Here is a 24146-nt window from a genome sequence, read left to right as displayed (position 1 = left end):
TGGCAGAGCAGTTATGTGCGTTCCGGATGCGGTGGGCGTTGCGAGGCGCCAGCCACTGCACCTTCTTTCAACTCGCGGGCGAGCGTTTCGAGGCGGTCGGCGACCGTCTCGGCGTCGTCGCCGTTCTCGTGGCCGTCGGCGACGTCGTCAGACGCAGTCTGACGGGCTGCCGAAGTTCCTTCGGCAACGATGTCCACGAGCGCGCTGCCGACGATGATGCCGTCAGCGCCGCTCGCGACGATGCGCTCTGCGTGGTCGCCGCTGCTGATACCGAAGCCGACCGCCTTGGGCACGTCGTAGTCGGCGAGTCGTTCGAGCGACGAGCCGGTCTGGTCGGAGACGCTCGACTGCGCGCCCGTCGTGCCGAGGCGCGCCTGCACGTAGACGTAGCCCGAGACCTGTTCCATCATGCGGTCGAGGCGCTCGCCGCGGGTCGTCGGCGCGACGATGAAGACGAGGTCGAGGCCGAACTCGTCGCAGGCCTCGCGGAGCGGGCCGGCCTCCTCGGCCGGCAGGTCGGGAACGACGAAGCCCTCGATTCCAACCTCGGCCGCCTTCTCGACGAACGGCCGCGGGCCGGGGTCATCTCCGTAGCGGTAGATGAGGTTGTAGTAGGTCATGCAGACCAGCGGCACCGACACGTCGAGGTCCTCGACGAACTCGAAGAAGCGCGTCGGCGTCATGCCGCCTTCGAGCGACCGAACGACCGCGTTCTGGATAGTCGGTCCCTCAGCGATGGGCTCCGAGAACGGAAGCCCGAGTTCGATGATATCCGCGCCGCCGCGTTCGAGCGCCTCGACGTATTTCAGCGAGGACTCGTAGTCGGGGTCGCCGGCGGCGAGGTACGGGATGAACGCCGGTCCGTCGGCGAAGGCGTCTTCGAGCGACATCACAGGCCCCCCGTGAACTCGTCCATGTTCGGCGCGATGTCGATGTCGCGCTCGTAGGTCTCCTCGATGGCCGATTCGAGGTCCTTGTCGCCGCGGCCGGAGACGTTGACGACGACGTACTCGCCGAGGGCGTCCGCCTCCGCCGAGTCGGGCGCGTCGGGACCGACGACCGATTCGAGGTAGCCGAACGCGTGGGCCGACTCCAGCGCGGGGATGATGCCCTCCATCTGCGAGAGCCGGTGGAACGCGGTCAGCGCCTCGTCGTCGTCGACGTTGACGGCGGTGACGCGACCGGTGTCCACGAGATACGCGAGTTCGGGACCGACGCCGGCGTAGTCGAGGCCGGACGACACCGAGTGCGACTCCATAATCTGGCCGTCGCGGTCCTGTAGGAGCCGAGTGCGAGCGCCGTGGAGAATCCCCTCCGACCCGGTCGTGAGCGACGCCGAGTTGGGCGCGACGCCGGCTTCCTCGTCGACTTCGAGCGTCGAGCCGCCGGCCTCGACGGCGTAGAGCGCGGTCTCCTCGTCGTCGACGAACTCGGCGAACGCGCCCATCGTGTTCGAGCCGCCGCCCGCGCAGGCGACGACGGCGTCGGGGAGCCGACCCAACTTCTCTCTGGCCTGCGTGCGGGCCTCCTCGGAGATGACCGACTGGAAGTCTCGGACCATGCTCGGGAACGGGTGCGGGCCGACCACGGAGCCGATGACGTAGTGGGTGTCTTCGACGTTGGTCGCCCAGTCGCGCATCGTCTCGGAGATGGCCTCCTTGAGCGTGCCGCGGCCGACGGTGACGGGGTTCACCTCCGAGCCGTTGAGTTTCATCCGGAAGACGTTGGGTCGCTGGCGGTTGATGTCGCGCTCGCCCATGTAAATCTCGCAGGGCATATCGAGGTGGGCGCAGGCCATCGCCGTGGCGGTGCCGTGCTGGCCCGCGCCGGTCTCTGCGATGATGCGTTCTTTGCCCATGTACTTCGCCAGTAGGACCTGCCCGAGCGCGTTGTTGAGCTTGTGCGCGCCGCCGTGCAGGAGGTCCTCGCGCTTGAGGTAGACCTCGCGGTCGTAGCGCTCGGAGAGTCGGTCCGCGCGCTGGAGGGGCGTCGGCCGCCCGCCGAAGTCCCGCAGTCGCGCGCGGAAGTCGTCCATGAAGCCGTCCTCGTTGTCGAGGACGTACCGCTCGTACGCGTCGGTCAGTTCCTCGATGGCCGGCATGAGGGCCTCGGGAACGTACTGTCCGCCGTAGTCGCCGAACTTGCCGTCTGCGCTCATTGTGTGAGTGTCTCCGTGTTCTGTCGTACGTCGCCGTCCATGATGGCGGTCCCGACGAGGAGGGCGTCGGCACCGGCCTCGCGCATCCGCCGCGCGTCTTCGACCGACTTCACGCCGCTTTCGGCCACGAGGAGCACGTCGTCGGGCGCTTCCGGCGCGAGTTCCTCGAACGTGCCGAGGTCGACTTCGAGTTTCCCGAGGTCGCGGTTGTTGATGCCGATGATGTCGGCTCCGGCCGCGAGCGCCGCCGTCAGTTCCTCGCGGGTGTGGACCTCCACGAGCGGCTGGAAGCCGCGGTCGCGGGCGGCCTCAACGAGGTCGGAGAGGTCCTCGCCGACGAACCGCGCGATGAGGAGCACGAGGTCGGATTCCACGACATCCAGTTGGGCCTCGTTCATGATGAAGTCCTTGCGGAGGACGGGCACGTCGACGGCCTCCCGGATGCGCCGCAGCGACTCGGCCGAGCCGCCGAAGTGCTCGGGCTCTGTGAGGACCGACAGCGCCGTCGCGCCGCCGGCGACCATCTCGCGGGCCAGTTCGACCGGGTCGTCCTCGCGGACGCCCTCGGTCGTCGGACTCGTGGGCTTCACCTCGGCGATGACCGGGACCCGGCCCGCGGCCTCCGTTTCGGCCACGGCCTCGGGGAACGACTGCGCGTCGACCGACACGCGCGTCTCCCCACCGGGTCGCTCCCGCGCGGCCTCCAAGATGGCGCGCACGTCGGGAGCTAATTCGTCTCCACTAGCGTTCATTGATGTACACTAACGCACGTATATGTACATAAGACTTGCGCCGGCGGGGACACTCACCGTCTCTCGCGTGCACGCGGGCGAGCGGCGCGCGGAGACGGACCCGAAACCCCGCGCCGTCGCCGGAAGGGTCAAGCGTCCGGCGACGGGAGCCGAACGTATGCCCGTCTCGGGAATCTACGCGCGCGAATCGTCCACGCTCGGCCGCCCGGTTCAGGTCGGCGTGGTCAGCGGAAAGGTCATCAACGTCTCGTTTCCGGACTCGCTGCCGACGGACGCCGAGTCGGACCACGAGCATCTCGACGCCGTGTTGGCCGCCATCGACCGGGGCGAGACGGACCTCTCGTCGGTCCCTATCGGTCTGACCGTCCCGACCGACCAGCGGAGCGTGCTGGAGTCGCTTCGGAACGTCCCGCAGGGCGAGACGGTCGATGTGGCCCTGCTCGTCCGCATGGCCGGCCTCGACCCCGAGGACGACGACTCGAAGCGCGTCGTGCGCGAGGCGCTCGCGGCCAATCCCGTTCCGGTCGTCGTCCCCGACCACCGCGTGAAAGACGGCCCGAGCGCCGCCCCCGACGACGTGGTCGAAGCGCTCCGGAAGTCGGAAGGAATCTAGTTTTCGCTCGTTGTCGCGGTCGCGGTCACCGCCGCCATCGTCACGGTCATCGTCGCAGTCGCCGGAGTTCAGAAGGGCATCGCGTCGGTCTCCCGGCGGAGCGCGAGGTAGCCGAGCAGGCCGCCGAGGAGGAACAGCGTGCTCGCGAGGCCGACGGACCCGACGCCGGTCGCGAGTTCGGCGAACTGTGAGATGCCCGCGAGGACGAAGCCGCCGCCGGCGACGTACTTGAGTCGGCTGTCGACCGGAATCCTGAGCGTGACGACGCCGAGGAGAATCGCCGTCAGTCCGAAGGCAGCGTCGGCGGCGAGCCGGAGCGTCGGGTTCCCCGTGGCGAACGCCGCGACGACGAGCGCCAGATAGCCGATGAGCCCCGCCTGCGTCAACTGCCGCGTGTCGATATCCATACTGGCTACGCGTGATGCGGGCACTTGAACGCATCCCCGCGTCGCCGCCGCGACGGCGAGCGGTTCGGCGGGACTCGACGGCGCGTCCGACGCACGCTACCAGCCGAACAGTTCGTGGCCGGCGAACTCCAGCGCGTTCACGAGGTAGTGGGCGACGACCACGACCAGCAGGCTCTCGGTGAGGACGAACGCCGCCGCGAGGACGAACCCGAGGAGGCCGGTGACGATGATGCCGAGTCGGCCCTGCGCGCCGTGACCCGCGCCGAAGGCGGCCGACGACACTGCCGCCATGAGCCACGGCGACACGTCGAAACCGGCGGCGACCGCCCCCACGAGCGCGCCCCGAAAGAGCAGTTCCTCGAAGCCGGCGATGAGCGGAAGTGCGACCGCGAACAGGAACACCCAGCCCGCGGTCGTCCGCGGCGTCAACGACTCGCGGACCGCCTCGTCGGGCGCGACGCCGAACCGCTCGCTGACCGTCGAACCGACACGGTTGGCCCCGTAGAGCGCGAGTCCGAGTCCGACGCCGACGGCGAGTTGCGTCGGGAGGTCGGCGGCGGAGAGGCCGAGCGCCGCGGCCGGCACGCCCGCGTACCACGCGCCGAGGCCGAGAAAGCCGCCGAGAAAGGCCTGCGAGAGCGCGACGTTGGCGAGCAGGAGATGCGGCGGGAGGTCCTCGGCGGACGCCGAGCGCTCCGAGACGGCCGAAACGGGGGCCGCGGTGACGCCGGGCGGCGTCGCCCGGTCGGAGTCGGCGTCGAACTCAGGTTCGGAGTCGGACTCGGGGCCAGCGTCAACGTCAGCGTGGGCGTCGCCCGCAACGTCGGCCTCCGCGGGCGTCGACGGCTCGGGACGCGGTGACGCGCCGGTCGAGTCGACCGAGAAGGAAGCCAGAGAGACGGTGTCGAGTTCGGCCGACCAGTCGGTCTCGTCCGACTCGGCAGCGGTCGGAACGGAGTCGTCCGCGGCAGTCGCTCGGGAGTCGGAATCGGAAGCGCCGTCGCCCGGAGCGGCGGGCGCGTCGAGTGCGTCGGAGCCGGTCCCCTCCGCGTGCGGGACGCCGCGAGAAAAGTGTGCGAGAGAGAGTAAGACGGCGAGGACGAGGCCGGTGAAGCCCGCGAACGCCGCCCAGTCGGTCATCCGGCGTTACTGCGGGCTGGGGCTGGAGGGGCCCTTGACGCCCTGGCCCTTGTTGAGGGCGGAGCCGGTGATGCTCTTGAGGCGGTCCACGAGCGAGTCCTTCTCGGGTTCGCCTTCGAGGGCGACGTCGAGGACCTCGCTGATGTGCGAGACGGGGATGATGTCGACCATCTCCTTGTACTCGTCTTCGATCATCACGTCCTGCTCGTTGGCGGCGGGGATGATGACCGTCGAACAGCCGGCCTTCGCGGCGGCTTCGATTTTGTGGGTGACACCACCGACCGGGAGCACGTCGCCGCGCACCGACAGCGAGCCGGTCATGGCGACCGACTGGTCGATGGGGATGTCCTCCAGCGCGGAGATGACGGCGGTCGCGACCGTGATGGACGCGGAGTCGCCGTCGACGCCCTGCTGGCCGGTCTGGACGAACTGCACGTGCACGTCCATCTCCGAGAGGTCCTGGTTGGAGAACTTCTTGATGATGGCCGAGACGTTCTGGACGGACTCTTCGGCCATCTCCTTGAGCTGGCCGGTCGCGATGACCTGGCCGGGACCCTGCGAGGGCGTGACTTCGGCCATCACGGGGAGCATGATACCAGAGTCTTCGCCCATGACGGCGAGGCCGTTGACGCGGCCGGTGACGAAGCCGTCGTTGACCGAGAGCTCGTAGTCCTTGCGGCGCTCGATGTACTGGTCCGCGATCTGCTGTTCGATGGAGCGCGCACGGCGCTTGGCCTGCAGCACGTGGTCACGGGTGGTCAGCTCGGCGTTCTCGCCGCGGGCGATGTCGCCAGCGACGCGGACGAGGCCGCCGAGGTTACGGAATTCGAGGGTGAGGTGGCCCTTGCGGCCGGCGCGGCGGCGGGCTTCGAGGATGAGCTCCTCGACCGCCTCCTCGGTGAAGTGCGGGAGCCGCCCGTCGTTGGTGACCTCTTGGGCCACGAAGCGCGCGTACTTGCGGCGCATCTCGGGGGTGTCCTCGATGGTGTCGTCCATGTACACCTCGTACCCGTACCCCTTAATACGGGAGCGGAGCGCGGGGTGCATGTTCTCCATCGCGTCGAGGTTACCCGCGGCGATCATGATGAAGTCCGTCGGGACGGGTTCGGTCTGGACCATCGCGCCCGAGGAGCGCTCGGACTGGCCCGTGATGGAGAACTCGCCCTCCTGGATGGCAGTCATCAGGTGCTGCTGGCTGCGCACGTCGAGCGTGTTGATCTCGTCGACGAACAAGACGCCCTTGTTCGACTTGTGAATCGCGCCGGGTTCGACGCGGTCGTGGCTGGGCGTTTCCATGCCGCCGGACTGGAACGGGTCGTGACGGACGTCGCCGAGGAGCGCACCCGCGTGGGCACCCGTCGCGTCCTGGAAGGGCGCGGACTTCTGGTCCGCGTTGTTCACGATGAGGTTCGGAATCATCGCGTCGCTGCCGCGCGAGCCGTAGCGGAACGCGAGGTAGATGATACCCGCGGCGAGGATGCCGAGCAGGACCTGCTGGGCGATGATGAGCGAGTAGCCCAGCACGACCGCGATAATGATCCACATGAGGAACGAGCGCATCTGGTTGCGCTTGCGTGCCTCCTCTTTGTGCGCCTCGACGATTTGGTCACCCTTGCCCGCGGGGACCGTGCGGACCTTGGGGCGATTGCCGTCGTCGGGGTTGTGGTAGACGAGCACGTCCTGCAGCTCCTCGCGGGGGAGAAGCTCGGACATCGCCTTGGCGAGCATCGACTTCCCCGTCCCCGGGGAGCCGATCATCATGACGTGGCGGCGCTGCTTGGCCGCCTTCATGATGACGTCGCGGGCGTGCTCCTGCCCGATGACTTGGTCGACGAGGCGGTCCGGAACGGGAATCTCGTCGGTCGTCTCTATCCGGAGACCACCGAGGAGGTCGTTCTCGTCCACGTTCTCGGCCACGTCGGCGTCGATTTCGACATCGCTCCCGAGGTCGTCGATCGTCTTCTTGTCGACCTCTTCGGCCTCGTCGTGCTGGAGCGTCCCCCCGTCGTCGATGCCCTCTTCGGAGGGCGCGTCGTCGGGTGAATCCTCCCGCTCGTGGAGGCTGTCGTCGGTGTTCGTATCGTTACTCATAGAACTGTCGTCGCTACTTCTAACGTAGGCCCTGCGACTGATATACTTTCTCCCCGGTTGCATCCGGCGTACCTTGCCGTAACCTCGCGTTTCGACGGCCCTACCACCAGAATACCGGAATTCTCGTGACTCGGCGTATTTATAAGTAATCCGGACTAACGCCCGATGCATGCGGGGGTTCTACATCGGCCGGTTCCAGCCGTACCACAACGGCCACCACCGAATGGTCGAAGAGATTGCCACCGAGGTCGACGAGCTCGTCCTCGGCATCGGGTCCGCGGGCGACTCGCACTCGCCGCGGAACCCGTTCACCGCGGGCGAACGAATCATGATGGTCAACAAGGCCGTCTCGGATTTCGACATCACGACCTACGCGGTCCCCATCGAGGACCTCGACCGCAACTCGGTGTGGGTCAGCCACGTCCAGTCGATGTCCCCCGCCTTCGAGGTGGCGTACTCCAACAACCCGCTCGTCATCCAACTGTTCAAAGAGGCGGGCGTCGAGGTCCACCAGTCGCCCATGTTCAACCGCGAGGTGCTGGAGGGCACGGAGGTCCGCCAGCGCATGATCGAAGACCGCGACTGGGAGTCGCTCGTCCCCGACGAGGTGGCGGACGTGGTCCGAGAAATCGACGGTATCGAGCGCCTCCAGCGCGTCACGGCCACCGACGGGTCGGAGCGCGTCGGCGACGACGGGAGCCGCGACCCGAACCCCTGTTGAGATGATTACGCTCGCGTCCGACTTCGGGCTGGCGTACCCGGCCGCGATGAAGGGCGTCGTCCTCTCGCGGACCGACGCGCGACTCGTGGACGTGGCCCACGACCTCCCACGGCAGGACGTTCGCGCGGCCGCCTTCTGGCTCCGCGAGACGCTTCCGTACTTCCCGCCCGCGGTCCACCTCGTCGTGGTCGACCCCGGCGTCGGGACCGACCGCCGCGCGGTCATCTTCCGCGTCGGCGACCACGTTCTCGTCGGCCCTGACAACGGCGTTCTCCGCCCCCCGGCGAGACGCGTGATCGACGCCCTCGGCGACGCCGACGCATCGGTCGAAGCCTACGAAATCGACGTTCCGAACCCCGATTCGACGACCTTCCACGGACGGGACGTGTTCGCGCCCGCGGCCGCCGACGCCCACGTCGCGGGCGCGTCGGCGCTCGGGTCGGTCGACCGCTTCGAACCGATTCCCGTCGACTCGCTCGCCGAGTGCCGCCTCCCCGAGGCGACCGTCTCGGCCGACGGCCGCGAGGCGACGGGCGAGGTGCTCGTCGTCGACGACTTCGGCAACTGCATCACCAACGTCCCGGGCGAGTTCGTCCGCGACGCGGCCGGCAGCCGCGCGACGGTAAACGGCGAGTCGGTCTCGGTCGGTCGCACCTTCGAGGCCGTCCCGCGCGGCGAGCGACTGCTCACCGTCGGCAGCCACGGCAACGTCGAGTGCGACGTGAACCACGGCCGCGGCGACGAGGCGTTCGGCCTCGCGCCCGGCGACCGCGTCGAACTCCGGGTCGACTGATGGGCGTTCTCGTCTCCGTCCCTGGCCTCAGTTCCGCCGCCGTCCCCGTCACCGTCGTCGTCCCCGAGGTCGACCCCTTCGCGGTGATGAACGTCGTCGGCCTCCTCGCGTTCGCGGTCGCCGGGGCACTCAAGGCCGCCGAGGCCGGTCTCGACGTGTTCGGCGTCTCCGTGCTCGGCGTCGTGACCGCCCTCGGCGGCGGGACGACCCGCGACGTGCTGGTCGACCGACTGCCAGCCTCGCTCGCGGCGACGTGGGACATGAGCGTCGCGCTCGTCGGCGTCGGCCTCGCAATCGTTCTCATCCACTCGATAGAGGGCCGCGTGCGCGACCACCCGGCGTTCCTGACCACCGACGCGGTCGGGCTGTCGGCGTTCGCGGCGACCGGCGCGCTCGTCGGCGTCGACGCCGGCGTCACGTCGTTCGGCGTCGTCATCCTCGCGACCATCACGGCCGTCGGCGGGGGCTCCATCGCCGACATCCTCATCGGGCGCGTCCCGGTCGTCCTCCGCGACGACTTCTATGCGACCCCCGCGGTCGTCGGCGGCCTCGGCTTCCTCGCCGCCCGTGCGGTCGGCGCGCCGACCGGCGTCCCCTCGGGGCTGTGCGCCGCGCTCGTCTTCTCGGTTCGGCTGCTCGCGCTCCGCTACGACTGGCGGTTACCGCGGGTCTGAGTGGTGAACCCGAGGCCACGCACCAGACGTTACAGTTCGTTTTCCACGCGCCGCTCCGCGGACTGGACCTCGTCCGCGATGGTCTCGCGCTCGAAGTAGAGCACCTCGACGCCGACGACGACTACCGCGAGCGCGAGGACGGTCCAGAACGTCCCCCGCTCGGCGTCGAACAGGTGCCACAGGAGCGCGACCGCGGAGCCGAGCGCGCCGACGGTTCCGACGGCGGGAATCACGGTCGTTTGGAGGTTCTCGCGCTCCCGGAACGCGAGAAGCGAGAGGCCGCCGAAAATGCTGATGAACGCGAGCGACGCGAACGAACTGATGGCGTCCAGACTTCCGAGGAAGGCGAACCCGGCGGCGAGCACCCCGAGCGTCAAGAGCGGACGAATCGGTTCGTCGGTGGACTCGTCGCGGAGCCGACTCGGGAGCAGGTCGTCGGCGACGAGGCGCTTCGAGAGCCGCGCGGAGCTGAACAGCGTGGCGTTGATGGCGCTCCCCGTGGAGAACAGCGCCGCGACCGAGATGAGGACGTACCCGGCCTGTCCGAGGAACGGCTGGGCCGCGACCGCGAGCGCGGTCTCGGCGTGCTGCTGGATGGCGTCGATTCCGGCGAGGTTGGTCGTGACGAGCGCGACGAGGATGTACAGAGCGGTCGCGCCCGCGATGGAGATGTAAATCGCTTTTCTGACCGTCTCCCGGGGGTCGGCGATGTTCTCTTGGTCGAACAGCAGGAGCTCCCACCCCTCGAAGGCGACGAAGGAGACGGCGGCCGCGACGAGCGGGCCGATACCGAAGTTCGACAGGCCGAACCCGAGGCCGCCGTGGGTCGCGCCGTAGGCGACGCCGCCGAGACCGAACAGGAGCAGGATGGCGACCTTGAGTCCGACGAGGAGGTCTTCGGCCCGCCCGGAGGCGTGCGCGCCGAAGACGTTGAGGCCTACGAACGCGGCGACGGTGAGCGCGGAGACGAACGGCTGTATCGAGACCGACGCGACCGTCGAGACGCCAGTGAGTTCGACGAAGTAGCCGCCGAACGCGTAGGCGTACATCGCCATCGTCCCGACGTAGCCGAAGACGAACGTCCATCCCACGACGCCCGAGAGCGTGGTGTTGTCGGTGAACTTCCCGACGTATCCGACGGGTGACCGAGGCGACTCGCACAGACTGTTCAGTCGGAGGAGCGAGTACCCGGCACAGGCCGCGAGCGTGCCGGCGACGACGAACGCCGCCCACGCGAGGGTCCCGGCCGCGCCGGCGACGACGCCGAGCACGGCGAAGATACCCCCACCGACCATTCCACCAATCGCCATCGACACGGCTTCCGGAAGTCCGACTTCGTCGGACATGGGGTGCAGTTCGACGCTCGCGACGGAAGAACGTAGCGACCAGTTGATAGGTGCTCGCGCAGCGGCAGCGGTACGGCTCTGGAGCGGCCGTTCGAGAGCGGACAGACGGAAAAAGCGACACGAAGTGGCCCGGCGGCGGAACGCGCCGCCGGTGGGGGAGCGTGTCTGCGAGCGGTTCGGTTACTTGGCGGCGATGACGTCGTCGATGCGGACGATCATCGTCGCGGCCTCGGTCGCGGACTCGATGGCTTCGCGCTTGACCGCGACGGGGTCGATGACGCCGAGTTCGACGGGGTCGCCGATTTCGCCGGTGCGGCCCGAGGAGATGATACCGGCGATGCCTTCGTTCTCGTAGCGGGCGCGGAGGTCGACGAGCGCGTCGATGGGGTCCATACCGGTGTTCTCGGCGAGGGTGCGCGGGAGCGCCTCGATGGCGTCGGCGTAGGCCTCGACGGCCAGTTGCTTGCGGCCCTCGATGCCGGCGGCCTCCGAGCGGATGCGGTCGGCGATGGCGATTTCAGTCGCGCCCGCGCCGGGGACGACTCCGCCCTTGTCGATGGCGGCGACGACCACGTCGACCGCGTCTTGGATGGCGCGTTCGAGTTCGTCGACGACGTGTTCGGTGCCGCCGCGGAGGAACAGCGTGACGGCCTTCGCCGCCGAGCCGCCCTCGACGAACGCGAGGTCGTCGTCGCCGAAGGTGCGGATGCTCACGGAGTCGACGTGACCGAGGTCGGACTCGTCGAGGTCGGACAGCGAGCCGAGGCGCTTCGCGCCGGTCGCGCGGGCGAGGGCGCGAGCGTCGGACTTCTTCACGCTCTTGAACGCGAGGATGCCCGCGTCGGCGAGGTAGCCCGCAACGCGGTCGTCGATGGACTTGGTGCAGAACACCACGTCGACGCCGGCGTCCTTGAGGGCCTTCGCGTAGCCGCGGAGTTCATTGTCCTCGGCGTCGATGGCCGCGGTGAGCTGGTCGACGGAGGTGATGTTGTACTCGGTGTCGACCTCGCCTTTGCGCACGTCGAGTTTCATGTCGAGGACCGCGACGGTCGCGTCGGAGACGGCGCGGGGCATGTTCTCGTTGACGGGTTCCTTGTCGAGGACGACGCCCTCGACGAGTTCGGTCGCCGAGGAGGACGCGCCCGTTCGGGTGAGCACGCGAACGTCGTCGCGGTGGAAGGCCCCGTCGGCGTCACCGTGGACCATCTGGACCGCCTTGACGACGTGTTTGGCGAGCACGTCGGCGGTCACATCGCCGGTGCCCTTGCCGGTCATGGAGGACTCGGCGACCTTGCGGAGCAGGTCGTCGTCGAGCGTCACGTCGAGGACCATGTCGTCGATGGCGTCCTGGGCGATGCGGGCGGCCTCGGTGTAGCCCTCGACGATGACGGTCGGGTGGAGGTCGTCGTCGAGGAGGTCCTCGGCGTGCGCGAGGAGTTCGCCGGTGAGGACGGCCGCGGTGGTCGTGCCGTCGCCGACTTCCTCCTCTTGAGTCTGGGAGACTTCGACGATCATCTGCGCGGCGGGGTGCTCGATGTCCATCTTCTCGAGGATGGTCGCACCGTCGTTCGTGATGACGACCTCGCCCGAGGAGTCGACGAGCATCTTGTCCATGCCGCGCGGGCCGAGTGTGGTCCGTACGGCTTCGGCGACCGCCTTTCCGGCGCGGATGTTGGAGTCCTGCGCGGAGCGGCCGTGCGTTCGGTTCGTCCCCTCTGCGAGAATGTATAACGGTTGCTGCATTCGTGAAGCCATGTTGAAACCTCAACCGCTATCAACGATTGCAGTTCTATAAATACGTTTCGGCGAGAGCGAGCTACGAAATCGCACGACAGGGCGACGGTTTTCGAATTCGAGCGCGGGGCGGGCGTCGCAGGGGTTCGGAGGGGGCCGCTCCGGGGTTCGGGCCGCGGTCGGCGGCCGGTTCGCGCCTCGCTACTCGTCGAGCGTGTCGACGGTGAGCGTTCCGTCGCCGAACAAGGAGACGAGATAGCCCGCGTACTGAAACGAGAACCTTCGAGACGGGTCGTGAGAGAGGCGAAAGAGAACGTCGAGCGCTTCGGGGTCGACACCGATGTCCGAGAGCGGCGGGAGTTCGAGTGGGCTGAGTTCCGTGGCAGTCGCGACCGCCGAAGCGATGGCGACCGCCACCTCGTCGTAGCGGTCGACGGAGGTGGTTACCACGGACCCGGCTCCATCTTCGAGCGGGTCGTCCATACAGTCCGAATGGGTAGTCGGGTACCTATTGGTGTGCGTTGATTATGTAACCCGTTATTGTGGGGGTCGCTCGTCGCGAATCCGCTCTGCGAGCGTTCGGTAGGCGCGTTTGAGGCGGGCCGCGACCGCCTGCCGCGAGATTCCGAGCTCCGTGCCGAGCTCGTCGAGCGACGTGTCCCGTCGCTCGTCGAAGTAACCGCGTTCGAGCGCGAGGAGCAGGGCTTCGAGTTGTGTGTCGGTCAGTCCCTCGCTCGCCGGCGCTTCCTCGGCCGCGACGGACGTGATGCGGTCGAACTCGGCGTCGATGCCGTGGGCCGCCCACTCGCGTCTGAGCTCGGTCAGCACGCGGTGCGAGGAGACGCGGAGTTTGAGCCACCACGAGTCACCGGTCGAGAGACACTCTAAGAGAACCGCGTCTCTGGACACTAACGCGTCGAAAATCGGAGCCTGAGAGACGTCCCACGAGACGCCGTAGAGCGCCCGGTCCGAGACGGATTCGACGAGCGTGAGGTCGTCGACGCTCGGAAGCGACCGCGCCGACTCTCCGAACGCCCCCGCGTCGGGACCGCGGACCCAGACGAACGACGCCGCCTGCGAGGCGGTCGGGACGGACCGTTCCAGCTCCAGTTCGACGTCGTGTTCCTCGGCCGCGGGACCGAACGGGAGCGCGGACAGCGGGGCGACGACCTCGACGATGAGGCACACGCGTGGACGATAGGTGGAGTAGGCCAAAAAACTGCGTTTCAGCGTCTCTCCCTACCGTCGTGAAGGAATGAACGTCACGCGGCGCTGAACGAACGAGTCGGTACTGTGTACTCGATGAAACGACTACGGCGGATTCTGCAACCTATTTGGCGGACACCGATGAGTGACTCGACAATGCTGGAGTTGGAACACGGGTTCAGGGTCGTGGACGTGAACGCCCGCCTCGACCCCGACGAGCAGTCGATTGCGGCGCGCGGGCGGGAGATAAGCCCCGAGCGGCTGGAGCGCGAACTGCATCAGGCGGGCGTCGTCCGCGCCGTCGTCTCGCCGGGCGCACAGCGGGTCAAGGGGAGCTACCTCCGTCCGAACAACGCGGTCGCGCGGATGAGCGTCGACCGGCCGTTTCTGGCGTTCGCCCGCATCAACGGCCCGCGCGACCCGAGCAGTCGGGCCTCGGCGCGGCTCCGGAACCTCACGTCGTCGCGGACAGACCAGCACGCCGACCCCGACGACATCGAGCAGTACGCCTACGACGACCGCTTCCACGGGTTCTCGCTCGCGCCGGCGGTCGACGGGCTCCCCGACGACGAGACGCTCGCGATGCTGGAGGACGTCGGGCTTCCCGTCTTCGTCGAGGGCGGGAAGGTCTTCGAGCCGAGCGCCGTCGCCGAGTCGCTGCTCGGTCGGTTCCCCGTCATCCTGTCGAGCTTCGGCGGCTTCCCGCTCGACCGCGGGCTGATGGACGAAGCTATCGACCTCCTCGACGACCACGACGACCTCTACCTCGACACGAGTTTCGTCCGCTATCGGAGCGTGCTCGAACGCGCGCTGCTCGAACACCCGGACCGCGTGCTGTTCGGCAGCGGCGCGCCCGAGACCCACCCGAACGTGGGCGTCATGGAGATTCTGACGCTCGACGTGTCGGAGGACGCGCTGGCGAAGGCGTTCTCGAAGAACGCGGCGCGGGTCATCGAGGCGCTCGGCCCCGGAGAGCGGTAAAACGAGTCAGCGCCAGTCGTACCGGGCGACGGCGCGGTCGGCGCGCTTCGACCGGCCGTGGGGGTTGCGGGCGCGGGTTCGGTCGCGGGCGCGGGCTACCAATCCGTCCGAGACGCCCGTGGCGATACCACCGACCACGTCGCGGCCGGTGCCGGCCCACCCGGAGGGTGTCACGTCCCCTTTCACGACGCCGAGCGCGGCGTCGACGCCGTCCGAAATCGCGTGTTTCGCCGTCCGCTTGACGGTCCCGGGTCTGACGCCGTAGTTCTTCACGAGTCGGTAGGTCAGAGAGCGGTACTTCCAGCCCCAGTCGCGTTCGGAGATGCCGCCGTCGGCCTCGAACTCGCGGCGGACGCACATCTCGGGAGCCCACGCGACGGAGCGGTCGAAGCCGGCGAGTCGGTGCGCCGCGTCGCGCGCGCCACCCGTCTGGAGGTACTCGTCGAAGCCGTCGAGGGCGTCGATGATCTCGCGGCGGAACGCGACGTTGCCGCCGTTGAAGTACGTCACCGTGCGGCCGCCGATGGCGTTCCGTTCGAGGGATTCGGTCGTCATGCCGTTGCGGAGCGTCTGGTGCATCGGCCCGGTGACCACGTCGGCGTCGGCGATGCCGTCTTCGAGCGCCGACAGCCACGACGACTCCACGGAGAGGTCGTATCGGAGGAGCGCGACCACGTCGCCGCCGGCGACTTCGAGGCCGGCGTTGCGGGCGACGTTGAGGTTGCGGTCGGAGATTTCGACCAGCACGTCCACGTCGTCGCGCTCTCTCACCATCCCGGTCGTGCCGTCGGCGGAGGGGCCGTTGACGACGACGACTTCCGCGTCGGGGGCGTGCTCGGCCAGCGCGTCGAGGCTGGTGGCGAGCCGGTCCCGACCGTTGAGCGTCGGGAGCACAACCGAGAGATCCATACCCGACAGTTGCGGTGGACGTACTTAAATGTGAATCGAGAATCGTGTTAAATTCTGCCGTGAGAACGCCTCACTCGGCGTCGCTCGCCCGAGTCGCCGCGCGGGACTGCTCGTCGGCCGACTCGACCCGCGCGTTCCAGTACGACACGGACGCGAGGTCGTCGCCGACCGGCGAGTCGCCGACGGCGAGGTCGAGCGAGCGGAAGGGCTGTGCGACGCCGTTGGGAACCTTCCGGTAGAAGCCGAACGGGATGACGAAGTCGTGTTTCGCGTCGGCGAGGTCGAGTCCGGCGTCGCCGAGCAGCCGCCGCACGTCGCCTTCCGAGTAGAGCCGCGACCCCATCGGGAGCAGCCAGTTGTAGGCCACTCGGAGGCTCCCGTCGTTGAACGTGTCGAAGAACACCTGCTGTTTCGAGACGCGAGCCATTTCGGCTAAGAACTTCGCCGGGGTGTCCGCGAGGTGGAAAAACCGCATCGCGAACACCGCGTCGAAGTGGTCGTCCGGGAAGGGCAGCCGCGCGGCGTCGCCGCGGAGGAACTCGATGCGGTCGGCGACGCCCGCTCTGCGGGCCTTCTCCCGCCCCTGTACCATCATCGCCCGCGAAATGTCCAGTCCGACGACGTTCGCCCCCTCCTGGGCGAGCATCACGGTGAACCGGCCGGTCCCGCAGGCGATTTCGAGGACGTTCTTGTCCTCGACGGGGCCGAGCGCCGCGAGGACCGCCTCCTTCTCTCGCCGGTCGATGAGGCGACCGCCCTTGGAGAACCGCTTCGAGTCGTACTCCTGGGCGACCTCGTCGGCCTGGTACCACTCCTTTCCTTTCACGCTACGCATACTCGCGGGGGGGAGCCTAAAACGGTACTGGATACGCGGTGCGGAAGCGGGGTTCGGCGAGCGACGACAGAGAGGTTTTCCCCCGCTGAGCGCGTATCGTGCCATATGCCAACATGCAGAAACTGCGGGGAGACCTGTGATGCGGCTGAACTGACGCGCCACGTCAGCGAGGGGTGGCTCGTCGTCCACTGCCCGGCGTGTCACGCGCCGCTCGGGAGCTATCGACTCGGCACTCCTTCGGTCGATAGAATTCGAAACACGGAGTGAGACACCTACTCGCGGGCGATTTTCCAACAAACGCACGATATTAATATGTGTATTATGTGTCTGGATTCTTTTCACACACTTGTAGCTAACCCTTAACACGGAGCAACCGACTGTGTCGGGTATGAGCACCACCACTGCAGAGCCAGATACTGAAGACCTGCTCTCGGAAGCCGAGTTCCGAGAGCGCCTCCGCGAGCTTCCCCCGAGCGCGAAGCTCGTCGCAAAAGTCCTCGAAAGCGACGCGCCCCTCTCGCAGGGCCAGCTCGCGGAGGAGTCGCTGCTGCCGGACCGCACCGTCCGCTACGCGCTCAACCGTCTCGAAGAGTCTGACCTCGTCGGCTCGCGTTACTCCTTCAAGGACGCGCGAAAGCAGGTCTACTTCCTCAACACGTAAGCGCGCGGTCCCACGATAGCGCGACAGAACACGCCCGCGGGGGCGCACTCCCGCAGACCAAGCCACCACTTCTCTCGAACCACCTAACCCGTCGGCGAGCGTAGCCGCCGGCATGCACGTCACGCGCGTCTCCGTCCCCGTCGCCACTCGCGCGCCGACCGGCGCGACGAACGCCTATCTCGTCGCCGACGGCGGCGACACGCTGCTCGTGGACCCCGCGGCCCGCACCGACGAACTGGACTCCCTCGTCGCGCGCGAGAGCGTCGACCACATCGCGGTCACCCACACCCACGCGGACCACGTCGGCGCGGTCGCCGCCTACGCCCGCGAGACGGGCGCGACGGTCTGGTGTCGTCACGGCCGCGAGCGCGCCTTCTCGGACGCGACCGGCGTCGAACCGGACCGAACGTTCGCAGAGGGGTCGGTTCTCTCCGTCGGCGCGGGCGTCGAAGTGCTCGACACGCCGGGGCACGCCCGCGACCACGTGAGCTTCGTCGCCGGCGACGACGTGCTCTGTGGCGACCTCGCGGTGGCCGAGGGGAGCGTCGTCGTGGGCGCGCCCGAGGGTGACGTGCGCGCCTACCTCGTCGCGCTCAGGCGACTCCACGCGCGGGGTCCCGAGCGACTGCTTCCGGGTCACGGCCCCGAAATCACGGACCCGCGGGCGACGCTGGCACGGCTCGTCGCGCACCGAAACGACCGCGAACGGGCCGTCCTCAACGCGGTGCTGGCCGGGAACGCGACGCCGGACGCCGTGACCGACGCCGCCTACGACAAGGACGTGTCCGCCGTGCGCGACCTCGCCCGCGCGACGGTCGTCGCGCACATCGAGAAACTCGCCGCCGAGCGTCGAGTCCGGTGGAACCCGGAGGCGGAGCGGGTCGAACCGCGGTAGGTCGCGCGTCGTCGGCGTCCGGGTCCGCGGGTAGCCGAGGCTCGCGCTCCGGCGAAAAACCGCGCCCCTCTTTGGGCTCGCGCCCGCATCGCGGGTATGGACCTCGACGCCGAACTGGACCGCGCCCGCGACCTCGACGTGTCGGAACTCGCCGACGCCATCGAGTCCATCGGCTTCGAGTGCACGCGCTGCGGGGCCTGCTGCAAGGGCTACGAGGGCGACGACGGCCCCGAACCGCACACCGCGACCGTCTTCCCCGACGAGGTGCGCGCCCTGCAGGAGGCCGGACCGGAACCGATGGAGTGGCGGGACGTGGCCCGCCCGATGCCCTACGGCCTCGCCGAGGGCGACGACGGCCCCGAGGGCGAGACGTTCGAATGGGCGCTCCAGACGAGCGCCTGCGGCGACTGCCGGTTCTACGAGGAACACGACGACGGGCAGGGGGCCTGTCAGGTCCACGAGGATCGCCCCCTGATCTGCGAGACCTACCCGTTCAGCGTCGCCCTCGGCGGGACGAGCCAGCCGATGGGCGAGGCCGTCGACGAGGAGGGCGTCGTCCGCGCCCACGAGTGCGAGGGGCTCGGACGAGACATCTCCCGGGAGGACGCGGAGGAACTGGCGCGGGCGCTGAAAGAACGGGCGGTCCGAGAGCTACGCGAGGCGCGGGGCGTCACCGAGGCCTACGAGCCGGTCGAGACCGGAACGGGCGAGGTCGTCGTCCACGACTCGGAGGGCGCGAAACGGCCCGACGGGACGCGGGTTCAGTAGTCGAATCCCGATGACTGCGGTACATCTTTAACACTCCGGCCTGACCACATATTGGAGGTCTTACGGTGGAAATCTCAGATAAACTCCTGTGTCTGTTCAATGCTGACGTTCGCACCGAGGACGACCGATACGTCGTCGAAATTCCGCGCCGCGAAGTCGAGACCGGAACCGTCGAACCCGGCGAGACCTACCGCGTCGCGCTCATCTCCCGCGAGTCGAACGAGCCCGCCGAGTCCGAATCGAACGCCGGACCGACGCCCTCGGCCGAACCGCAACCGCCCGTCGAAGCCGGTGAACTCCGCTACGTCGAAATCGAGGACATCGGCAAGCAGGGCGACGGTATCGCCCGCGTCGAACGCGGCTACGTCATCATCGTCCCCGGCACCGAAGTCGGCGAGCGCGTGAAGGTCGAAATCACCGAGGTCAAGTCTAACTTCGCCGTCGGCGAAGTCGTCGAAGACGACTTCTGACGGCGCTGTTTTCGCGGTTCGACGCCGTTCGTCTCGACGGGACGTTTCTCCCGCCGCCGACAGACCACGTCTGCAAGTGAATCACGCACCACGCTTGCGAGTGAACAGAGAGGTATTCCGGACGCCTAGAGAGAGCACGATTGCACGTGAAGAATTAGTTTCTGAGTCCCGAGACGGCTACTGAACGTACTTCGTCACATCGGCGTCGACGCCCACGTCGGCCGCGTCGGCGTAGGGTCGATTCACCACGATGTCGCCGGCGGTCGAGCGACCGATGCCGGGGATGGCGGTGAGTTCGTCCATCGACGCCTCGTTGAAGTCGAGCGGGTAGGGAACGCCGGTGACGGAGCGGTAGCCGTGGTCGACGACGGCCACGTCGATGGTCTTCCCGAGTTCGCGCTCGCCCGGAATCCCGACCAAAAGCGGGTAGGTTCCGAGCTGGCGGCCGAACGTCCGGCCGTCCTGGTGGTATTCGAGGTGGACGTTCGGGAGGACCGTGCCCGCGGGCGCGACCCGGCGGAGCATCGGCTGGTCGATTTCCTCGCGGACCTCCTTTTTGTACGTCTTGAACAGCTGTTTGTGGTCGCGGGCGATGTCGGCACCCGTATCGGACATGTCGGTGCCGTCGAACGCCATCACCTGCCGGATGTTGATGCGGCGGACCATGAGGCCCTCGTCGTAGACGCGCTGGAGGAACCGCTTGTTGTGCTCGAACGTCTCCTCGCGCTCGCCTTTCAGCCCGTGGAGGAGGTTGATGCCGGGGAGGAGCTTCGGCAGGCGGTTCGCGGCGTCCGGGCCGTGGGTCGGCGCGTCCGCCGGGTCGTCGCCGGGCCGCCAGCCGGCGACCTCGTTGACGATTTTGACCGCCTCGAAGCACTCGTCGGCGGAGACGTTGAGGTTGTTCTCCTCTTGGACCACGGGGTCGGCGGATTCGAGGCCGAACGCCGCGGTGTCGCCGGCCGTGTTGTGCTCGGCGATGATGCGGAGCGCCTCGCGGGACTTCTCGGGCCAGCCGACGATAGTGATGGGGTTGACGTTGTCGAGGTGGAGCGTGCCGAGGTCGGGGGCGACCTCGCGGATACCGCCGTAGAGTCGGCGGAGCGCGTCGGGGTTCGGGGCCTCGCCGTCGCCGCCGAACGCGAGGATGTCGGCCTGTCGGCCGAGCCGGAAGTGCCGCGCGCCGCGGTTATAGAGGTTCTCGACTTCCTTGACGACGGAGTCGGCGGTGCGGAACGCGGGGTTGCCGTACAGCGGTTCGGTACAGAACGAACAGCGGTAGGCACAGCCCCGCGAGGTCTCCATCTCGCAGATGAGGTGGTCGGGGTGGTTCGGGTGCTGTTCGACGACGAACGCGCCCGTGGCGGCCCAGCGGTCGAGTTCCTCGTTGTCGCGCATGCGGTTGCCGAAGCCTTCGAGCCCGGAGTCGACGAGGTCGTAGGCGGCCGCCTCGATGTCGCCCTTGGCGACGAAGTCGTAGTCGAGGTTCTTGCGCTCCATGTCCTGGCCGCCGGCGTTCTCGTCGCCGACGCCGAAGCGAATCGGCCCGCCCATGAGCGCGGTCCCCTCGGCGACCCACGCGAGTTCGCGGACCTCGTCGGGTTCGGCGGGCGTCCCGCCGACGTACTTGCCGGGGACGGTCATGCCGCCGATGTAAATCATGAGGTCGGCGTCGGCCACGTCGCGCCACTTCTGTCTGTCCTCGCGGAGTTCGTCGATGGTGTGGTAGACGACGTTGGACTCGGGGACGCCCGCGTCGACCACCGCACCCGCGGTGAACCTGGGATACGTCGAGATGTACGGCGGCACGCCGAAGTGCGCCGGCTCGTCGACGTATCCGTCGACGATAGTCACGGTGAGGTCGGCGGGGTCGGTCATCGGTCGCGGTTCGGGTTCGACGCGGAAAACGCAACCGGTCGGCGGTCGAAGACGGGGGTAGTCGTGCGAGGGCGAGCGCAGGTGTCGGCGATGGTGCGGCCCGCGGGTCGCTTCCGCCTCCCGCGCGTTTATCAGCGTGGGAGCGTAACTGACGGCCATGCCCGCGACCCTCGAAGTCAAGTGCGCCAACGAGGACTGCGAACTCGACATGTTCGAGCTGCACTACACCTACGATATGCCCGACGACGTGACGGTGGCGGACTTCTCCTGTCCGTACTGCGGCGAGTCCCGCTTCCTGGAGGAGATTCAGCTATGAGCGACCTGCGGAAGTTCGGCGAGTCGGCGGCGAACGCCGTCCTCGAACGGGTCGGCCGCGGCGTCAGCCAGATGCAAGAGCGCAAGCCCCTCGCCCACGACCTGCTCGAATCCGAGGACGCCTACCTCGTCGTCTTCGATGCGCCCGGTGCCCGCGCCGAGGACGTGCAGGTCCGCTTCCTCGACGGCGAGGTCGAGATTCGCATCGACCGCTTCCGCGACTTCCACGAGGGCTACGAGATGCGCTTCCCCGGCCGCGGCCTCACGCTCTCGGGGAAGGCGACCATCCCCTCCGACGCCTCGGTCGAGGCCGCCGAGGGGACCGCCACGGTCGGCAAGAACGGCACGCTCCAGATTCGGATTCCCAAGGACGAGCGCGCGAGCGACATCGCCGTGACCGAGGAGGAAGACGAAGGCGAGGCCGACACTGAGTCCGAGTCCGAGTCCGAGTCCGAGGCCGGCGACGAAGCCGACGACTTCGGTGACGTGGACGACCAAGACGCCTGAAGTGCAGTTTCGGGCGCGACGCGGTGACCGCCCCCTTTTCCCGTTCTTTCACTCCCCGTCGAGCGTCATCCCCTCGACCACCGCGAACTCCTCGTCGCCGTCGAAGCGCCGAGGGTCGAACGCGTCCGGTATCGACGCCTGACCGTCGTCGAGCACCGCCTCGGCGAGTCGCTCACCGATTGCCGGCGACCACATGAAGCCGTGGCCGTGCCAGCCGGCGGCGACGTAGACGCCCTCGGCGACCGCGCCGACGAGCGGGTTCCGGTCGGGGGTCGCCCCGCAGAGGCCGGCCCACGCGCGGTCGAGTTCCGGGTCCGTCGCGTCCGCAGGCACCGGGTCGCCCGCATCGCCGACCGTCGTCCGGTGTCGAACCGCGTCGAGCGCGTCGGCGACGAACCAGTCGTCCGCGGTCGGGTCCCAGTCGTCGGGGTCGGGTTCGACAGGTTCGACGCCGTCGCCGGCGAGGACGCCACCGGGGTGCGGCCGAAGGTACGACTCGTCGGTCGCGTCGTAGACGGTCGGTCCGCGGTAGTCGCAGTCGGCGACGAGCGCCTGCGCCCGGTAGGGCTTGAGCGCGATGGGGAGACCGGCGTCGACCAGCAGGCGGCGCGAGTGGACGCCGGCCGCGACGACGACGGCGTCGAAGCGGGCGGTCACCACGTCGTCGACGGCGACGCCCGGTGGGTCCGTTCGGAGCGACACCGCGTCGCCGACGCGGAACTCGACGCCCGCGGACTCGCACTTCTCGACGAACAGGTCCGCGTAGGCCGCCGGGTCGGCCCAGCCGGCGTTCTCGGCCAGGCCCGCGAGGAGCACGTCGTCGGTCCGAATCGGGAACCGGTCGGCCAGTTCGTCGGCTCCGACGAGCGACACCGCGCGGTCGTGGACCCGCATTCGCTCGACCGACTCTTCGAGGGCCGCGGCCGCCGCGTCGTCGCCCTCGCGAGCGAGAAAGACGTAGGGTGTCTCGTGGAAGGTGAACGCTCCCTCGCCCGAGAGGCACCGGAACCGGGCCATCGCGTGGTCGGCGACGGCCACGTCGATGTCCTCCGCGTAGGCGTCGTAGCAGATGCCGGCGGCGCGGCCCGTCGACCCGCCGCCGGGGGCGTCGCGTTCGAACAGCGTGACTCGCGCCCCGCGCTCGGCGAGGTCGAAGGCGGTCGTCAGGCCGACCGCGCCCGCGCCGACGACGGCGACGCGCGCTGATTCGTTCATACCCCGTCTGCGTCGGCGAGCGACTTGAATGGCCGCCGCTCGCGGTCGTAACGTCGGTCGAGACCCGCGCGGCGCGGTCGCTCAGGATGTGTAGAGAGACGGGGTAGGTCGGCCGGCCGTGGCCCACGTGGAAACCACGTGGGTCCGAAAGGAGCCACCCGACCGTGCCGTCACCTGTCCTCTCCGGCGACCGCGTAAAAGGCCTCCGGTGCGAGTTCGGAGACAGGGCGGGCGGCGCGCGAGCGGCGCGCCGGACTACTCGGCGAACTCGTCGACGCCGCGGGCGGGATAGCCGACCACCAGGTCGATGCCGGCGTCGCGGAGGTCGTCGATTCGCCGGCGCACGTCGGCCACGGAGCCGATGAGCGCGTAGTCGCGCGAGGCCTTCAGGAGCACCTCGCGGGCGCGACCCTCGGCCGAGGCGTCGGTCGCGGCGTCGTCGGGGAGCGCGCGAGCAACGGGACGGCGACGGGAGACGTACGCGCCGACGGCGTCGAGAATCTCGTCGTCGTCGTCGGTGAGGGCGGTCGGGGCGTAGACCGCGATTTCGCCGTCGAAGCCGGCGGCCCGGAGCGCGCGAACGTCCCTGCAGGTCGACCGCGAGAGGAGTTCGTACTGGGTGCCGCCGGCGGCGAGGGCGATTCGTTCGATACCCTCGGTGCCGACCCACGCGTCGGGCGCGCGCTCTCTCGCGGCGCGGAGTCGGGGGGCGACCGCGCGACCAACCTCGTCGTCGGTCAGATACGCGCCGTGGCCGGCCACGAGCACCTGCCGAATTCCGTCGGGGAGCCACTCGTACAGCGAGTCGTCGCCGAGCGGGTCGAAGCCGTCGGCGCGGACCGGCGTAGTCAGTCGAACTTCCTTTTCGGCCGTGAGTTCGCGCAGCACGTCCTCGTCGGGGAGTCGCTCGCGGCCCTCGTAGTCGATAGCCACGATGTCGAGCGGGACCGACAGCGCCTCGCGCACGTCGCACTCGGCGGGCTTGAGTGCGACAGCGTCCAGACCGGCTTTCGAGACCGCACGCTCGGCGGTCAACATACTATCACCACAGAAATTTCAGTACCGTCGCGGAACGCGATC

General features: G+C 68.6%; 27 protein-coding genes. 12 read left to right on the top strand and 15 right to left on the bottom strand.

The features are described 5' to 3' along the window. Positions 1-11: 11 nt before the first annotated feature. The 3 genes from trpA to trpC are packed head-to-tail and all read right to left on the bottom strand — an operon-like array spanning position 12 to position 2910. Positions 12-890, bottom strand: a complete 879-nt coding sequence (trpA, locus tag BN984_RS10230; RefSeq protein ID WP_008092248.1) for a tryptophan synthase subunit alpha — start codon at positions 888-890, stop codon at positions 12-14. After that, the gene (gene trpB / locus BN984_RS10225) at positions 890-2158 is read right to left on the bottom strand and encodes a tryptophan synthase subunit beta (protein WP_008092247.1); all 1269 of its coding nucleotides are present in this window, start codon (positions 2156-2158) and stop codon (positions 890-892) included. Before trpB ends, trpA begins: the two co-directional genes overlap by 1 nt. Continuing rightward, entirely contained in the window at positions 2155-2910 is a 756-nt protein-coding gene (gene trpC, locus BN984_RS10220; protein ID WP_049913376.1) for an indole-3-glycerol phosphate synthase, read from the bottom strand. The genes trpB and trpC overlap by 4 nt, the downstream gene beginning before the upstream one ends. Before the next feature lie 157 nt (positions 2911-3067). Between trpC and BN984_RS10215 the strand changes: the two genes are divergently transcribed. Next, entirely contained in the window at positions 3068-3523 is a 456-nt protein-coding gene (locus BN984_RS10215; RefSeq protein WP_049968604.1) for an MGMT family protein, read from the top strand. Between the two features lie 68 nt (positions 3524-3591). Here BN984_RS10215 and BN984_RS10210 read toward each other — a convergent pair whose 3' ends face one another. From BN984_RS10210 to lonB, 3 genes are all read right to left on the bottom strand, one after another. Next, positions 3592-3930, bottom strand: coding sequence for a hypothetical protein (locus tag BN984_RS10210; RefSeq protein WP_004972673.1), 339 nt, complete (start codon positions 3928-3930; stop codon positions 3592-3594). A gap of 96 nt (positions 3931-4026) precedes the next feature. Then, on the bottom strand, positions 4027-5070 hold the full coding sequence (locus BN984_RS10205; protein WP_008092238.1) for a CPBP family intramembrane glutamic endopeptidase: 1044 nt from the start codon (positions 5068-5070) through the stop codon (positions 4027-4029). A 6-nt stretch (positions 5071-5076) separates the two neighbouring features. Next, entirely contained in the window at positions 5077-7161 is a 2085-nt protein-coding gene (gene lonB, locus BN984_RS10200) for an ATP-dependent protease LonB (protein WP_008092235.1), read from the bottom strand. Positions 7162-7330: 169 nt separating this feature from the next. On the opposite strand from lonB, the gene BN984_RS10195 reads away from it, so the two are divergent. From BN984_RS10195 to BN984_RS10185, 3 genes are read left to right on the top strand one after another with little or no spacing between them, the layout of a single operon-like run. Beyond that, positions 7331-7882, top strand: a complete 552-nt coding sequence (locus BN984_RS10195; protein ID WP_008092232.1) for a nicotinamide-nucleotide adenylyltransferase — start codon at positions 7331-7333, stop codon at positions 7880-7882. Position 7883: 1 nt separating this feature from the next. Beyond that, complete coding sequence (locus BN984_RS10190) at positions 7884-8675, top strand: SAM hydrolase/SAM-dependent halogenase family protein (protein ID WP_008092231.1); 792 nt, start codon at positions 7884-7886, stop codon at positions 8673-8675. Then, a complete protein-coding gene (locus BN984_RS10185) occupies positions 8675-9349 on the top strand; it encodes a trimeric intracellular cation channel family protein (RefSeq protein WP_008092230.1) in 675 nt (224 codons plus the stop codon). The genes BN984_RS10190 and BN984_RS10185 overlap by 1 nt, the downstream gene beginning before the upstream one ends. 29 nt (positions 9350-9378) lie before the next feature. On the opposite strand, the gene BN984_RS10180 is transcribed toward BN984_RS10185, so the two are convergent. The 4 genes from BN984_RS10180 to BN984_RS10165 all read right to left on the bottom strand — a co-directional run bounded on the left by BN984_RS10180 (position 9379) and on the right by BN984_RS10165 (position 13617). Then, positions 9379-10695, bottom strand: coding sequence for an APC family permease (locus BN984_RS10180; protein WP_049968156.1), 1317 nt, complete (start codon positions 10693-10695; stop codon positions 9379-9381). Between the two features lie 180 nt (positions 10696-10875). Continuing rightward, positions 10876-12438: a thermosome subunit alpha gene (thsA, locus tag BN984_RS10175; protein WP_008092226.1), complete on the bottom strand. Its 1563-nt coding sequence runs from the start codon at positions 12436-12438 to the stop codon at positions 10876-10878. A gap of 192 nt (positions 12439-12630) precedes the next feature. Then, the gene (locus BN984_RS10170) at positions 12631-12912 is read right to left on the bottom strand and encodes a HalOD1 output domain-containing protein (RefSeq protein WP_004972693.1); all 282 of its coding nucleotides are present in this window, start codon (positions 12910-12912) and stop codon (positions 12631-12633) included. Between the two features lie 54 nt (positions 12913-12966). Next, on the bottom strand, positions 12967-13617 hold the full coding sequence (locus BN984_RS10165) for a helix-turn-helix domain-containing protein (RefSeq protein WP_008092224.1): 651 nt from the start codon (positions 13615-13617) through the stop codon (positions 12967-12969). A gap of 174 nt (positions 13618-13791) precedes the next feature. Here BN984_RS10165 and BN984_RS10160 point away from each other — a divergent pair, with 174 nt between their 5' ends. Further along, positions 13792-14616 (top strand): amidohydrolase family protein, encoded by an 825-nt coding sequence (locus tag BN984_RS10160; protein WP_008092223.1) that lies wholly within the window; start codon positions 13792-13794, stop codon positions 14614-14616. 6 nt (positions 14617-14622) lie between these two features. Here BN984_RS10160 and BN984_RS10155 read toward each other — a convergent pair whose 3' ends face one another. Beyond that, positions 14623-15525, bottom strand: a complete 903-nt coding sequence (locus tag BN984_RS10155; RefSeq protein WP_008092221.1) for a glycosyltransferase family 2 protein — start codon at positions 15523-15525, stop codon at positions 14623-14625. Positions 15526-15595: 70 nt separating this feature from the next. Then, positions 15596-16351 carry a class I SAM-dependent methyltransferase gene (locus tag BN984_RS10150; RefSeq protein ID WP_049968155.1) on the bottom strand — a complete coding sequence of 252 codons (756 nt, stop codon included), beginning with the start codon at positions 16349-16351 and terminating at the stop codon, positions 15596-15598. Between the two features lie 114 nt (positions 16352-16465). Here BN984_RS10150 and BN984_RS19760 point away from each other — a divergent pair, with 114 nt between their 5' ends. From BN984_RS19760 to BN984_RS10130, 5 genes are all read left to right on the top strand, one after another. Next, positions 16466-16627 (top strand): hypothetical protein, encoded by a 162-nt coding sequence (locus BN984_RS19760; protein ID WP_008092215.1) that lies wholly within the window; start codon positions 16466-16468, stop codon positions 16625-16627. A 121-nt stretch (positions 16628-16748) separates the two neighbouring features. After that, positions 16749-17021 (top strand): winged helix-turn-helix domain-containing protein, encoded by a 273-nt coding sequence (locus BN984_RS10145; protein WP_004044165.1) that lies wholly within the window; start codon positions 16749-16751, stop codon positions 17019-17021. Between the two features lie 112 nt (positions 17022-17133). Then, complete coding sequence (locus BN984_RS10140) at positions 17134-17916, top strand: MBL fold metallo-hydrolase (protein WP_049968154.1); 783 nt, start codon at positions 17134-17136, stop codon at positions 17914-17916. A gap of 96 nt (positions 17917-18012) precedes the next feature. Next, a complete protein-coding gene (locus tag BN984_RS10135; RefSeq protein WP_049968153.1) occupies positions 18013-18684 on the top strand; it encodes a YkgJ family cysteine cluster protein in 672 nt (223 codons plus the stop codon). A gap of 65 nt (positions 18685-18749) precedes the next feature. Beyond that, a complete protein-coding gene (locus BN984_RS10130; RefSeq protein WP_004972711.1) occupies positions 18750-19154 on the top strand; it encodes a TRAM domain-containing protein in 405 nt (134 codons plus the stop codon). A 177-nt stretch (positions 19155-19331) separates the two neighbouring features. Here BN984_RS10130 and BN984_RS10125 read toward each other — a convergent pair whose 3' ends face one another. Beyond that, positions 19332-21029: a radical SAM protein gene (locus BN984_RS10125; RefSeq protein ID WP_049913375.1), complete on the bottom strand. Its 1698-nt coding sequence runs from the start codon at positions 21027-21029 to the stop codon at positions 19332-19334. A gap of 157 nt (positions 21030-21186) precedes the next feature. Here BN984_RS10125 and BN984_RS19755 point away from each other — a divergent pair, with 157 nt between their 5' ends. Further along, entirely contained in the window at positions 21187-21345 is a 159-nt protein-coding gene (locus tag BN984_RS19755; protein WP_004972714.1) for a DUF7559 family protein, read from the top strand. After that, positions 21342-21851, top strand: a complete 510-nt coding sequence (locus BN984_RS10120) for an Hsp20/alpha crystallin family protein (RefSeq protein ID WP_008092207.1) — start codon at positions 21342-21344, stop codon at positions 21849-21851. Before BN984_RS19755 ends, BN984_RS10120 begins: the two co-directional genes overlap by 4 nt. Positions 21852-21899: 48 nt before the next feature. Here the strand turns inward: BN984_RS10120 and BN984_RS10115 are convergent, their stop codons facing one another. Continuing rightward, entirely contained in the window at positions 21900-23066 is a 1167-nt protein-coding gene (locus tag BN984_RS10115; RefSeq protein WP_049968152.1) for an NAD(P)/FAD-dependent oxidoreductase, read from the bottom strand. Positions 23067-23321: 255 nt separating this feature from the next. Next, positions 23322-24104: a DUF7388 family protein gene (locus tag BN984_RS10110; protein ID WP_049968151.1), complete on the bottom strand. Its 783-nt coding sequence runs from the start codon at positions 24102-24104 to the stop codon at positions 23322-23324. Between the last annotated feature and the right edge of the window lie 42 nt (positions 24105-24146).

Source organism: Haloferax prahovense, assembly GCF_000723845.1.
GTDB lineage: Archaea > Halobacteriota > Halobacteria > Halobacteriales > Haloferacaceae > Haloferax > Haloferax prahovense.
Note: the sequence above shows the minus strand (reverse complement) of the source record. Positions and strands in the feature narration are given on the sequence as shown.

Coding starts and splice junctions, on each gene's coding strand:
- BN984_RS10185 (WP_008092230.1), top strand. CDS start 8,675: ATGGGCGTTCTCGTCTCCGTCCCTGGCCTCAGTTCCGCCGCCGTCCCC.
- BN984_RS10205 (WP_008092238.1), bottom strand. CDS start 5,070: ATGACCGACTGGGCGGCGTTCGCGGGCTTCACCGGCCTCGTCCTCGCC.
- trpB (WP_008092247.1), bottom strand. CDS start 2,158: ATGAGCGCAGACGGCAAGTTCGGCGACTACGGCGGACAGTACGTTCCC.
- trpC (WP_049913376.1), bottom strand. CDS start 2,910: ATGAACGCTAGTGGAGACGAATTAGCTCCCGACGTGCGCGCCATCTTG.
- BN984_RS10160 (WP_008092223.1), top strand. CDS start 13,792: ATGCTGGAGTTGGAACACGGGTTCAGGGTCGTGGACGTGAACGCCCGC.
- BN984_RS10145 (WP_004044165.1), top strand. CDS start 16,749: ATGAGCACCACCACTGCAGAGCCAGATACTGAAGACCTGCTCTCGGAA.
- BN984_RS19760 (WP_008092215.1), top strand. CDS start 16,466: ATGCCAACATGCAGAAACTGCGGGGAGACCTGTGATGCGGCTGAACTG.
- BN984_RS19755 (WP_004972714.1), top strand. CDS start 21,187: ATGCCCGCGACCCTCGAAGTCAAGTGCGCCAACGAGGACTGCGAACTC.
- lonB (WP_008092235.1), bottom strand. CDS start 7,161: ATGAGTAACGATACGAACACCGACGACAGCCTCCACGAGCGGGAGGAT.
- BN984_RS10115 (WP_049968152.1), bottom strand. CDS start 23,066: ATGAACGAATCAGCGCGCGTCGCCGTCGTCGGCGCGGGCGCGGTCGGC.
- BN984_RS10215 (WP_049968604.1), top strand. CDS start 3,068: ATGCCCGTCTCGGGAATCTACGCGCGCGAATCGTCCACGCTCGGCCGC.
- BN984_RS10210 (WP_004972673.1), bottom strand. CDS start 3,930: ATGGATATCGACACGCGGCAGTTGACGCAGGCGGGGCTCATCGGCTAT.
- BN984_RS10190 (WP_008092231.1), top strand. CDS start 7,884: ATGATTACGCTCGCGTCCGACTTCGGGCTGGCGTACCCGGCCGCGATG.
- BN984_RS10110 (WP_049968151.1), bottom strand. CDS start 24,104: ATGTTGACCGCCGAGCGTGCGGTCTCGAAAGCCGGTCTGGACGCTGTC.
- BN984_RS10135 (WP_049968153.1), top strand. CDS start 18,013: ATGGACCTCGACGCCGAACTGGACCGCGCCCGCGACCTCGACGTGTCG.
- BN984_RS10155 (WP_008092221.1), bottom strand. CDS start 15,525: ATGGATCTCTCGGTTGTGCTCCCGACGCTCAACGGTCGGGACCGGCTC.
- BN984_RS10195 (WP_008092232.1), top strand. CDS start 7,331: ATGCGGGGGTTCTACATCGGCCGGTTCCAGCCGTACCACAACGGCCAC.
- BN984_RS10170 (WP_004972693.1), bottom strand. CDS start 12,912: ATGGACGACCCGCTCGAAGATGGAGCCGGGTCCGTGGTAACCACCTCC.
- BN984_RS10125 (WP_049913375.1), bottom strand. CDS start 21,029: ATGACCGACCCCGCCGACCTCACCGTGACTATCGTCGACGGATACGTC.
- thsA (WP_008092226.1), bottom strand. CDS start 12,438: ATGCAGCAACCGTTATACATTCTCGCAGAGGGGACGAACCGAACGCAC.
- BN984_RS10120 (WP_008092207.1), top strand. CDS start 21,342: ATGAGCGACCTGCGGAAGTTCGGCGAGTCGGCGGCGAACGCCGTCCTC.
- BN984_RS10140 (WP_049968154.1), top strand. CDS start 17,134: ATGCACGTCACGCGCGTCTCCGTCCCCGTCGCCACTCGCGCGCCGACC.
- BN984_RS10180 (WP_049968156.1), bottom strand. CDS start 10,695: ATGTCCGACGAAGTCGGACTTCCGGAAGCCGTGTCGATGGCGATTGGT.
- trpA (WP_008092248.1), bottom strand. CDS start 890: ATGTCGCTCGAAGACGCCTTCGCCGACGGACCGGCGTTCATCCCGTAC.